We start from the raw sequence: 11613 nt of genomic DNA, 5'->3' as shown, positions 1-11613 counted from the left end.
GATCGGACCGCGCTCACCCAAGGGCAGACGAGGATCGATCAAGGACCATTCGTCATCGGTGAGGTCTCCACGCGCCATGACCATGGCCTACCAGGGCGGCAAACCACCGCGCAGGCGAATCCCACTGATCTCAACCCCGTACAGGCCCTAGACCCGTTCGTCGCGGGCCGGCGGTTCCGTGGGCCGATCCGGTACGACGGGTGATCACCCCAGGGCGATCGGATCACACGCGGAACACATGGCCGGCATACGGTGGCGGCGCCCGGCCGATCGAGGGCGCCGCGCCTTCCGGGTCATCCGGCGACACGGCCTGACGCCGAAGCCGCCACGCGGGGGTGCCCTGCGTGGCTACTTCGGCGACGGGCCGGCGCTATTCGGCGGCCGGACGGTAGCCCAGGACGATGGCACCGGAGCTGAAGGGCGCCGTGCCGGCCGGCTTCCAGGAGGAGGTGGCGACACCGCCGGGGAACAGGCGCTTGCCGGACAGGCGGCCGCGGCCGGTCAGGCCAGGTCCCACAGCAGGCGGTAGTAGGCGATGCGCTCGGAATCGGGGACGATTCCGTACGCCTCGTACACGACACCGTCGTAGCCGGGGCCGTAGTTCCAGTCCATGCTCCACGCCGCGACCGCGAGGTCCGCCCACCGGTCGGCCACGCCGAGCGAGCCCAGGTCGACGTGCGCGGCGAACGTGCCGTCCTCGTGCAGCAGGGTGTTGGGGACACACGCGTCCCCGTGGCAGACGACGAGGCGATCGACGGCGGGCGGATTCCCGATGCGGGCCCGCGCCTCCGCGAGCCCCAGGTGCCGGTGCTCGGGGAACCAGTCGGCGGGTCCCTCACCGTCGGCGACGCGTTCGTCGGCACGCGCGAGCCGCCGCTCGACACCCCATTCGTACGGGCACCGGTCCGCGGGCAGGGTGTCGTGAAGCAGGCGCAGCCCTCGGCCGATCGCGGCCGCCGCGGTCGCCGGGGCGACGCTCCAACGGGGATCCACCGCAGAAAAGCCCGGGACCGCCGCCGTGAGCAGCCACGCGCCGTCGGCGTCCGTGCCGTGCTCGAGGACCCGCGGGACGGTCACCCATCTCCGCGCCCAGATCAGGCGCTCCGCCTCCCCCTGAAGATCGATCTCCGGGGTGCCGGCGGCGACCCACTTGGCGTATCTGATGCCACCGCGTCCGTCTTCGAGGCGGAACGTCAGCCCGCCGAGCTCGTTGCGCCACACCGGGGTGACGGTGTCACCGGCGGCGAGCGCCGTGACGACGTCGGGAACGGTGACGGGGCCGGTCGGGATCTCGGAGATGACGGGACGGCTCATGAGACCCCCATCCTTCATAGGCGCGGCGCCGACGGCAAACGGTTTTCCCGCCGGAGAGTGCCCGGCCCGTGCTCCGGTGCCCGCGGCCGGCATCGCCTGATCCACCGCGGGCACCCGTCGCGGTGCGCGTGCGGCCGGCCGCCGTTCGATCAGGCGTTCCCCTTCTCCTCCGAGAGGGATCCGGCGTCCGGGGCGAACTGCGCCAGCGAGACCTCGGTGGCGGCGGCGATCTCGGCGGAGTCGGCGGTGCCCGAGGCCTCGACCGCCGCGACCCACGCGTGGACCGACTGCCGGCAGAACTCCTGACCCTCCGGCGAGTTCGCCGCCGCGACCGGGTCGTCACTCACCTCCCCGGCGACGAACAGGCCCAGCGCCATGAGGGCGCCGTCCCATCCTGGCCCGACATAGAGCGCGCCCGCGCCGCTGCCGGCCATCTCCAGGGGGACGGTGTGCTCAAGTTCGAGGGTGGTCGCCTCCTCCCCGTCGGGGGACAGGCGCAACTCGACCAGGCTGCTCTCGCCTCCGAACGTCACCTTCAGCAGGCTGGGAGGCTCGCAGCGCAGGATCCGGCCCCCCGCGTTGCCCTCCAGCTGGAAGTCGCCGCCGACCCGCAGCTCGCCGCTGATCGGCAGGAACCAGCGCTTCATGCGGTCGGGGTCGGTCAGCGCCTCCCACACGTCATGGATCGGCGCCTCGTAGCGGCGGCGCAGCAGGACGCCGACGGCCTCGCCGACGGCGGTCGGCCGGTTGCCGACCTCACGGTTGATGGCATTGATCTGGGCGATGATGTCGATCATGGATTTTTCTTCTCCTTGGCAGGGGGGCGACCGTCGGCCACCGCGCCCGGATCGTCGGTCGGGTGGCGTTCGCCGCGGGTGAGTTCGGTGGCCAGCACGTCCAGATGCCGGCTCCAGAACCGGCGGAAGCGTTCCAGCCACAGGTCGATCTCCCGAAGGGGGGCGGAGTCCATGGCGTACAGGCGGCGGACGCCTTCGGCCCGGACCGTCGCGAACCCGTTCTCCCTCAGCACCCGCAGATGCTGCGAAACCGCCGAGTGGGAGAGCTTGAACTCCTCCCGGATGACCGCGGTGATCGCACCGGAGCTCCGCTCGCCGTCGGCGAGCAGCTCCAGGATCCGGCGCCGGACCGGATCACCGAGAACATCGAAGGCGTGCACAGGACACATTATTTCAGCATTCACTTATATAAGTCAATGCTGTTATATGGGCGACGGGACTCACCCGCCTTCGGCCACAACACCACCGCCCTCAGGGCCCGAACCCCTGCCGGAGGTCGACACCTCCAGGATCACCGAAGGTCCCGCCGCCCATGCCGGGCGCGACAGGACCTCTCGGCGGCCCGGGGTCAGGCGCGGCGCAACCCGACGTACTGGAGTTCGGCGAAGGCGCCGACCAGCAGAGCCTGGGCGACGACGAAGGCGACACCCAGCGGGTTCGGGTCCACCCAGCCCGTGAACAGCAACAGGACACTGTCCACGGCCCACAGCGCGTTGACGACGATCAGCGTCCAGACGCCCGCCCTGGGCGGAACCGGACGGGTGGCTAGATAGGCGACGAACGCCGTGAACGGCAGCAGCCCGATCCCGGCCCAGCGGATCAACGGCTCAGGGAGGGCGAGCAGACCGGCGAGCGGGGTCGCCGCGACGGCCAGCAGGAGCGCGAACCCTCCGGTGAGGACGGCGTCCGTCCTTAGCGCGCGGGTCAGCAGGGAGGTGCGGCGAGCGGTGGGGGCGGTCGTGGTCATCGATGTCTCCTTCGCTGAGGGTGTCGGGTTTCGACACGCCCAGCACACCGCCCCACCCGCTGCCATCTGCAGACATGGCACTGCCATTCACTGCCGATTCTCACGACGAAGATCATCGGCGACGAGTTTGGCCGCCACGTTCTGCCAGTTGTAGAGCGTACGTTCGGGAACCTCGCGGACAAACCAGTCGAACGCCTGCCGCTCGGCGGCGGCGAGCCCACCTCGGTCGGCCCCGCGCCGGTAGGGACGCAACCCTCGAACGTACGGGAAGTACAGCACGTTGTAGAAGCGCCACTCCTCACTGGTGCCGAACTCGCCGTCGCGGGGCTTGAGCCGCTGGATGCTCTCCAGCAGCAGGTGCTTCAACTCGGCCGCCCGCTCCAGGGGGATGTCACCGGTGATCCGCGCGTCGATCACCGGCAGGTTCGCGAGCGGGCTGCTGGCGAGCTTGCCCAGGTCGCCGTAGTTGGCCAGGGCGCGCCGCGTCAGCCGGACGAACTCGGCCTCGTCCGGCGGCGGCGGACCCTGCTCGCGGCGCGGTAGCGCCTCGGACGTCTCGCGCAGCTCGGCCCGCTCGCGGCGGATCCCCGAGTCGCCGGGAAAGGCGATCCGGTCCAGCGCCCGATGCACAGGGCCGGCCAGCGTCTGCGCGGCGACGGCCACCGCGATCACGCCGAACAACAGCGCCGAGAGGGCGGGCGTGGACTCGCCGAGCGCGACGGCCAGGGCGACCTGGCCGCCGGAGGCGACGGCCACGGCCGTCGCCCCCAGCAGGGACCGCAGCATGTCGCGCCAGAGTGCCTCCCCCGCCTGGAACGCGCTGGACATCGCGATGGCCACGCCCAGCAGGACCATGTCCACGTCGATGGCGACGATGGAGAGCAGACCGGGCGGGCCGAACAGCGGGAACACGAGCAGCGCCGCCCCCAGCCAGAAGAACAGCGTGGCGACCACCACCAGCCACCCGGCCCGCGGCGGCCTGGCCCGCACGAGCAGCACCAGCACCCCGGCCAGCGGTCCCAGCAGCAGTACCCCGGCCACCACCCGCGCCGCGAGGCTCACCCCCTCCCCCAGGCCGGCCACCAGCAGCCACGCGAACACCACGAGCGTGAGCGGGACGAGCCCTCTGGACCAGACCCGGTCCAGCCGCTCACCACCGGGAACGAGGGTCAGTACGGCGCCCGTCCAGAGCAGCGCCGGCAGGCAGACCAGCGTGATCTCGACCGCGCCCAGCACCTTCACCGCGTTATCCGGTACGGCGGTGAGCACCTGGGCGATCGCCAGCGCGACGGCGTAGGCCAGCAGCCCCAGTCCGGCCCGCCTCGGCCCGCGCTCGCGAGGGTCCCGGGCGATCACGTAACACCCGAGCCACCAGGTGAGCCCGAACACGGTCGCGACGGCGAAAAGCATCGGCCTCCCTTCCCGCTCCCTTATGGTCCTTTCCGGGCGCGAGCGTATCGGCCGCGCGCCGCGGGTCGATCGTCAGGTGGACCGAGATCGCTAGGGAAGGAAGGTGATCTTGATTTTCGTCTGTTCATGGCCCCGCGCGGGCGCCTTTACATTGTAGATCAACAACCGCCGGCCCTCGCGACGGAGAGTTTCTCGCGTCGAGCCCGCCGACTCACCGGATCCGCGACTCGATGCCGTCCAGCAGGTAGTCCAGCCCGGTGCCGAACACCTGGTCCCAGTCGTTGCCGATCGGGGCCCCGTGCGCGGCGAGAGTCGGATACAGCTCGCCGTCGGCCCGCAACCGCAGCTCGGCGGCCCGCCTCCACCCGACCTCGCCGTACGCGGCCCCGGCGACCTGCATCGTCGCGGAACCGATGACGTAGTTGGCCAGGGCATAGGCGGCGGCGGTGAGGCCGGGACCGGTGAAACCCGCCCCCGCGAGCGCGGCGTGCAGGTATTCGGTGCGGGCCAGGACGTTGGGACCCAGCAGGGGACGGTCGAGCACCGCCACCGACCACGGGTGGCGCAGCATGGTGGCGCGCCACTCGGTGATCAGAGCGGTGACGTCGTCGCGCCACGCGCCTCGCGACGCCGGCGGGACGGGCACCTCGCCGAACACGGCGTCGAGTGCGAGATCCAGCACGTCGTCCTTGGTCTCCACATGCAGGTAGAGCGTGGTGGCGGCGGTCCCCAGCCGCTCGGCGAGGCGGCGCATGGTCAGCCGATCGGCCCCCTCCTCGTCCAGGAGCTCCACGGCCGCCCCCACGATCCGCCCGAGGGTGACGACCGGCTCGGCCCTGCCCGCGCGCGGGGGGCGCAGCCACACCCCAGGCGCCGCCTCACCGCTCCGGCGCCGCGTTCTTCTGCCCGGCGTAGCGCTCACGCCCCTCCGATCTCCGACTCTCCCACCCTGGGGATCCTAATGGGTTGAGAAGCGGCCCGATCAATGTTCATAGTGTATGACCAATGTTCTAACTGCGGTTTCTCCCGCGTGACACGCTGAGGACCGCCACCTTCAAGGAGACTCCACCGTGGGACATGTCGAGGCCGACGAGCTCACCTACGTACTGCCGGACGGACGGCTGCTGCTCAACGAGGTGTCCTTTCGCGTGGGCGACGGCGTCACCGCGGCGCTGGTCGGCCCCAACGGAGCGGGAAAGACCACCCTGATACGACTGATCGCCGGCGACCTCCGTCCCTCTTCCGGGCGGATCATCGCGTCCGGCGGGCTCGGTGTGATGCGCCAGTTCATCGGGGGCATCCGCGGAGGTCAGACGGTACGCGAGCTGCTGCTGTCGGTGGCCCCGCAGCGCGTGCGCGCCGCGACCGCCGAGTTGGAGCGGGCCGAGCGCGCGATGGGCGAGCGCGACCTGGAGGAGACCCAGCTCGCCTACGCCCGCGCCCTCGGCGACTACGCCGACGCCGGTGGCTACGACATCGAGGTCACCTGGAGTGCCTGCACCACCTCGGCGATGGGTGCCGGCTACGAGCACGTGGCAGACCGCGACGTCGGCACGCTGTCGGGCGGGGAGCAGAAAAGGCTCGCGCTGGAGGCTCTCCTGCGCGGCCCCGACCAGGTCCTGCTGCTCGACGAACCGGACAACTACCTGGACGTCTCCGGCAAGCAGTGGCTGGAGGAACAGCTGGGGGCCACCAGGAAGACCGTCCTGCTCGTCTCCCACGACCGCAGGCTGATCGCCAACACGGCGACCCGCGTCATCACCGTGGAGTCACGCGGGGTGTGGACCCACGGCGGAGACTTCGCCACCTACGCCCAGGCCCGTCTCGACCGCAACGAGCGCCTGCACGAGCGCCGCCGCCGCTGGGACGAGGAGCACGCCCGCCTCAGGAAACTGGTCCACACCCTGCGCCAGAAGGCGACCAACAACGACGCCGTCGCCTCCGCCTACCGGGCCGCCCAGACCCGGCTGGGCAGGTTCGAGGAGGCGGGCCCGCCCGAGAGCGCGCCCAAGGAGCAGAACGTCCGGATGCGCCTGAGCGGAGGCCGTACCGGCAAGCGCGCGCTCACCTGCACCCGCCTGGAGCTCACCGGCCTGACGGAGCCGTTCGACGTCGAGATCCACTACGGAGAGCGGGTCGCGATCCTCGGCCCGAACGGCTCCGGCAAGTCCCACTTCCTGCGACTGCTGGCCGAATCGGGGGGCGGCGCCCCCTCCCCCGCGTCCATGCCGCCGGACCCGGTACGCCACCGGGGCACCGTGGAACTCGGGGCCAGGGTCGTACCCGGCTACTTCGTCCAGACGCACGCCCGGCCCGACCTGGCCGGAAGGACTCCCGCCGACATCGTCACGGCCGCCGGATCGCTCACGCTCAACGACGCCATGGCCTCCCTCGCCCGCTACGAGCTCGCCTCCGCAGGCCGGCAGCTCTTCGAGACCCTTTCGGGCGGGCAGCAGGCGCGCCTGCAGATCCTGCTGCTCGAACTGTCGGGAGCCACCCTGCTGCTGCTCGACGAGCCGACCGACAACCTCGACCTGGCCAGCGCACAGGCACTCCAGGACGGCCTCGCCTCCTTCTCCGGCACCGTGCTCGCCGTCACCCACGACCGATGGTTCGCCGACGACTTCGACCGCTTCCTGATCTTCGGCGCAGACGGGGAGGTCCGGGAGTCCGGCGAACCCCTCTGGCAGCCGGACCGGGACCGCCGCGCACGATGACGGGCCGGGAAACGACGGTGAACATGTCACCGGCCTCGACCCGGCGGAGCCGCGTCCGATTCGTACAAGACAGCCCCGGCGAGTACCCGCCATCATCGGATGGCATGAGTGACAGCATCCTTGACGCCGCTTCGGCCTTCATCCTCCGCGAGGGACGCCTGCTCGAGCGCCGCCTGTTCGCCACGCTTTTCCAGGCGGCGCCCGTCACCGGAGTGGTGGACGCCCTGCGCGGTTATCGAAACGAGGACGGCGGCTTCGGTCACGGCCTCGAACCCGACAAGCGCTGCCCCGAGAGCCTGCCCATCGACGTGGAGGTCGCGTTCCAGACGTTGTCGACGGCCGGCGCACCCGGGACCGACCCGATGGTGTCGCACGCGTGCGACTGGCTCGCGACGGTCGCCGCACCCGATGGAGCAGTCCCCCTCTCCCTGCCGGTCATGGAGGCCTACCCCAGGGCCGCGCACTGGTCGGACTGGACCTACGCGCCGGGGCTGAACCCCACCGCCGGGCTGGCCGGGCTGCTGCACGGGATGGGCGTGGAGCACCCCTGGCTCACCCGGGCCACCGACTGGTGCTGGTCGGCGCTGGAGAAGGGATTTCCCGACGACGCGCACGCCATGTCCGAGACGCTCGTGTTCCTCGAACACGTCCCGGACCGCGACCGGGCCGAACGCCTCGCCGAACGGGTGGGCGAGTGGCTCCCGCAGCTGAAGTGGTATCGGAGCGACCCCGCCGACCCGGAGTACGGGGTCAGCCCTCTGCATCTGGCTCCCCACCCCGACAGCCGCTGGCGCCGGTTGTTCTCCGACGACGTGATCGAAGGCCACCTCGACCGGCTCGCCGCCGACCAGCGGCCCGACGGAGGGTGGGCCATCACCTGGGAGCCTCCCGGCGCGGCCGCCACCCTGGAGTACCGGGGGGTGGAGACCCTGCGTGCCCTCCGAGTGCTCGGCGCCTACGGGAGGGTGCCGTCGAACTGAGGATCGCCACCGAAATCCGGACCGCCGCGGCGGCACGCGCGGGGTGAGCGGTGCCGCGTCGTCGCCGAAGCGGGCCAGGACCGCGCCCCGGACCCCGTGTAATGACCTGCTCGGCGCCCGCCTCCGCGCAGCCTACCGGCAATCGCCCGGCGGGCAGGGCCCGGTCAGAGGGCGCGACGACCAGTTGGTGACCGCCACAGGGTTCGGCCTCACCGTCCCCGGGAGGGACGGGCGGGCCCTTCCTCGGGCCGGTGAAAACCTGTGGCGGGGCGGCGGGGAGCGATGCCAGGGTTCCCGGATGACCGTACCTCGCGTTGATCTGCTCGTCCGGCAACTCGACATCGCATGGGCGCTGTTCGAGTATCACCTGAAGGACCTCGACGACCCGGCCTGCCTCTGGGAACCCGCGCCCGGCTGCTGGACCGTCCGGCCCGACGGCCGGGGCCGCTGGGTGGCCGACTGGGAGGTGCCCGAGCCCGATCCCGCGCCGGTCGTCTCGATCGGGTGGCTGACCTGGCACATCGGCTTCTGGTGGACGACCACCCTCGGGCACTGTTTCGGATCCGGGGCGCCCGAGCGCGAGGAGATCACCTGGCCGGGCACCGCCACGGCCGCGGCCGACTGGCTGCGCGGGCTGAAGGACGACTGGCGGGCGGCGCTGCTGCCGCTCACCGACGCCGACCTCGACTCGTCCGACAGGACCGCCGGGCTGCCGTGGGGGCAGGATCAGCGGCTGGTCGACATAGCGGGCTGGGTCACCGTCGAGCTGACCAAGAACGTCTCCGAGATCGGCCTCGTCCGCCACCTCCACGGCGCGCTGGGCCCGTCCTTACGAGATGCGAACGTCGTCGTGCCGTCCCCCTTCCACGAGCCGGGGCGGGGATAGCGTCGCCGCATGAGGACACTTGTCACCGGTTCTGCCGGGTTCATCGGAAGTCACGTGGTCGAAACCCTAAAGGAGGCCGGGCACGAGGTCGTCGGTCTCGACTCACGGGCCGGTGGCGGGGATGTGCGCGACGGCGCGGCACTGGACCGCGTGCTGGGCGGTGTCGACGCCGTGGTGCACCAGGCGGCGAAGGTGGGGCTCGGAGTGGATGTGTCCGACCTGCCGGACTACGCCTCGGTGAACGTGCTGGGCACCGCCACGCTGCTGGCCGCGATGGCGCGGCACGGCGTCGAGCGGCTGGTGCTGGCCTCGTCGATGGTGGTGTACGGCGAGGGCGCCTACGACTGCGCGGCCCACGGCCGGGTACGGCCTGGCCCCAGAACCCGCGACGACCTCGCCCGGGGAGAGTTCGAGCCCCGGTGTCCGCACTGCGGACTTTCCGTGACGTCCGCCGTCATCGGTGAGGACGCCCCGGCCGACCCGCGCAACGCCTACGCCACGACCAAGCTCGCCCAGGAGCATCTGGTGGCGAACTGGGCGCGCGAGACGCGCGGTGCCGCCTTCGCGTTGCGCTACCACAACGTGTACGGGCCCCGGATGCCGCGCGACACCCCGTACGCGGGGGTGGCGGCGATCTTCCGGTCGGCGCTGGAGGCGGGCCGGGCCCCTCGCGTGTTCGAGGACGGCCGCCAGCGCCGGGACTTCGTGCACGTGCGTGACGTGGCGGCGGCCAACCTCGCGGCGCTCGGCGCGCTCGACACGTCGGCCCGGGGAACGCTCACCGCCTACAACATCGCCAGCGGGGAGCCCCACACGGTCGGGGAGATGGCCGCGGCGCTCGCGGACGAGCGCGGCGGCCCGGCGCCCGTGACCACCGGCGAGTACCGGCTGGGCGACGTGCGGCACATCGTCGCCAGCCCGGAACGCGCGCGGGCCGAGCTGGGCTTTCGCGCCACCATCCCGTTCGCGGACGGGATGAAGGAGTTCGCCGGCGCCCCGCTCGGCTGACGGGAGTCACCGGGTCGGCTGATCGGGCGGACTCGACGCCTGGTAGCCGCCGGTGAGTGAGCGCTTTCTTCGGCTGGACCGATGTCGAGCCCCGAAGTCGGACCGGTCACCAGGGGGAGATGACGAGTCCCTGCAGCAGGAGCCCCGTCAGGGCCTGGGCGGCGAGCCAGCGGCGGCTCGGGGACCAGGCCGCCGCCAGGACGATCCAGGTGGCGTAGGGCACCCAGATGCGCTCGACCTCTCCCCTGGTCACCCCGCTGACGTCGAGGGCGAGCACGGCCACGATCGCCGCCGCGACCAGGACACGCGCGTCACCGGACACCGCCCGCAGCAGAGCGGGCACGCCGCGGGGCACCGTCCCCAGCGGGGCACGCGCACCGCCTGGCGCCATCCGCGCCAGGCCCGCGGCGGTCGCCGGGCCGGTCAGCAGGGCGAGCACGGCCAGGTTGGCGATGAGGAAGTAGAGGTAGGGCCGCGCCGCGCCGGGGTCGGCGGTCCACTCCGCGTGGGTGGCGAGCACTCCGGCCGGCCAGAGGAAGCCTCCCGCGGCGAAGGCGGCCGTGACCGCCGCCACCCCCGCCAGGCAGGCGATCGCGCTCGCGCGGGAGATCCGCGCGACGACGGCGGCGACCACCGGGATCAGCAGGTAGGGCACGAGACCGTAGCTGAGGTACGGCAGCGCCCCCAGCAGTACTCCGGCCGCCACCCCGGAAAGGACGCGCGTCCTGCCCGCGCCCCCGGACACCAGCAGTGCCACCCCCCAGGCGCCCACCCCCGCGAAGAAGGCGTCCATGCTCGTGGCGATCCAGACCGCGGCGGGGCTCAGGGCGAGGTATGGCAGCGCGCGCCTGGCCGCCGCCTCCCCCGCGACGCTCCGGACGGTGACCGCGACCGCCACGACCGTCGAGCAGCCGACCAGCACGACCAGTACCGCCGCCCAGAACGGACCGGGCAGTCCCACCCTCGCCAGGCCCCAGAGCACCAGCACGGGCAACGGCGGATGTCCCCGCACGTGGGTGGGGTAACCGGGAAGCCGCTCGGTGAAGGAGCCCAGCCAGCCCAGCGGGTCGTCCCCCACGGCGGGCAGCACGGCCGGATACTCGTGGGGACCGGTGAACGGCCTGGCCAGTCCCTCGCCTGAGACCGCGAGCAGCACCGTCCAGGCCAGAGCCGTGCCGTACGCGACGAGCAGGGCCGCGTCGAAGCGCAGCCGCGCGGTCAGGGCGGGCAGCACGGCGACCGCGAGGGCGCCGAGGAGCAGGGGCGGCAGAAGCGAGAACGACGGCGTGCGGAAGTGCCCGTGCAGTGGCGGCAGGTGATCGATGGGCAGCATGCCCAGCGCGTGCAGAACGGCTCCGGCGGCGAACGCCGCGACGACGAGCGAGACCCAGACGGCGAGCGCCCGCCCGCTCCGGCGGCCGCCGGGGTCATCGGGAGCGGAGGGAGCAACGGCCGCACGCGGACCCTCGACCTGCCGACGGGAGAGTTTGATCACCCTCCCACACTAGGTACGGGCCGCTTTCTTTCCCTGACA

At 72.1% G+C, this 11613-nt stretch carries 12 protein-coding genes; 4 read left to right on the top strand and 8 right to left on the bottom strand.

The features are described from left to right. Positions 1–370: 370 nt before the first annotated feature. The 7 genes from ACIBH4_RS36310 to ACIBH4_RS36280 all read right to left on the bottom strand — a co-directional run bounded on the left by ACIBH4_RS36310 (position 371) and on the right by ACIBH4_RS36280 (position 5410). Positions 371–517, bottom strand: a complete 147-nt coding sequence (locus tag ACIBH4_RS36310) for a hypothetical protein (RefSeq protein WP_362520904.1) — start codon at positions 515–517, stop codon at positions 371–373. Then, positions 502–1314, bottom strand: coding sequence for an aminoglycoside 3'-phosphotransferase (locus tag ACIBH4_RS36305; protein WP_362520907.1), 813 nt, complete (start codon positions 1312–1314; stop codon positions 502–504). Before ACIBH4_RS36305 ends, ACIBH4_RS36310 begins: the two co-directional genes overlap by 16 nt. 149 nt (positions 1315–1463) lie before the next feature. Next, a complete protein-coding gene (locus ACIBH4_RS36300; RefSeq protein WP_362520911.1) occupies positions 1464–2111 on the bottom strand; it encodes an SRPBCC family protein in 648 nt (215 codons plus the stop codon). Then, a complete protein-coding gene (locus ACIBH4_RS36295) occupies positions 2108–2491 on the bottom strand; it encodes a metalloregulator ArsR/SmtB family transcription factor (RefSeq protein WP_362520914.1) in 384 nt (127 codons plus the stop codon). Before ACIBH4_RS36295 ends, ACIBH4_RS36300 begins: the two co-directional genes overlap by 4 nt. A gap of 188 nt (positions 2492–2679) precedes the next feature. After that, the gene (locus ACIBH4_RS36290; RefSeq protein ID WP_362520918.1) at positions 2680–3078 is read right to left on the bottom strand and encodes a hypothetical protein; all 399 of its coding nucleotides are present in this window, start codon (positions 3076–3078) and stop codon (positions 2680–2682) included. Between the two features lie 87 nt (positions 3079–3165). Next, entirely contained in the window at positions 3166–4488 is a 1323-nt protein-coding gene (locus ACIBH4_RS36285; RefSeq protein ID WP_362520922.1) for a hypothetical protein, read from the bottom strand. Positions 4489–4699: 211 nt separating this feature from the next. Continuing rightward, positions 4700–5410, bottom strand: coding sequence for a TetR/AcrR family transcriptional regulator (locus tag ACIBH4_RS36280; protein ID WP_362520926.1), 711 nt, complete (start codon positions 5408–5410; stop codon positions 4700–4702). Positions 5411–5558: 148 nt separating this feature from the next. Here ACIBH4_RS36280 and ACIBH4_RS36275 point away from each other — a divergent pair, with 148 nt between their 5' ends. From ACIBH4_RS36275 to ACIBH4_RS36260, 4 genes are all read left to right on the top strand, one after another. Further along, a complete protein-coding gene (locus tag ACIBH4_RS36275; protein ID WP_362769852.1) occupies positions 5559–7205 on the top strand; it encodes an ATP-binding cassette domain-containing protein in 1647 nt (548 codons plus the stop codon). Positions 7206–7309: 104 nt separating this feature from the next. Further along, positions 7310–8185, top strand: coding sequence for a hypothetical protein (locus ACIBH4_RS36270; RefSeq protein WP_362769850.1), 876 nt, complete (start codon positions 7310–7312; stop codon positions 8183–8185). A 298-nt stretch (positions 8186–8483) separates the two neighbouring features. Further along, a complete protein-coding gene (locus ACIBH4_RS36265) occupies positions 8484–9071 on the top strand; it encodes a DinB family protein (protein WP_362520936.1) in 588 nt (195 codons plus the stop codon). Positions 9072–9080: 9 nt separating this feature from the next. Further along, positions 9081–10079: an NAD-dependent epimerase/dehydratase family protein gene (locus ACIBH4_RS36260; RefSeq protein WP_362769848.1), complete on the top strand. Its 999-nt coding sequence runs from the start codon at positions 9081–9083 to the stop codon at positions 10077–10079. Positions 10080–10185: 106 nt separating this feature from the next. On the opposite strand, the gene ACIBH4_RS36255 is transcribed toward ACIBH4_RS36260, so the two are convergent. Next, positions 10186–11574 carry a hypothetical protein gene (locus tag ACIBH4_RS36255; protein ID WP_362769846.1) on the bottom strand — a complete coding sequence of 463 codons (1389 nt, stop codon included), beginning with the start codon at positions 11572–11574 and terminating at the stop codon, positions 10186–10188. Between the last annotated feature and the right edge of the window lie 39 nt (positions 11575–11613).

The organism is Streptosporangium sp. NPDC050284 (genome assembly GCF_044459525.1).
Taxonomy (GTDB): domain Bacteria; phylum Actinomycetota; class Actinomycetes; order Streptosporangiales; family Streptosporangiaceae; genus Streptosporangium.
The sequence above is the reverse complement of the archived record's forward strand: the minus strand, read 5'-3'. Positions and strand labels throughout refer to the sequence as shown.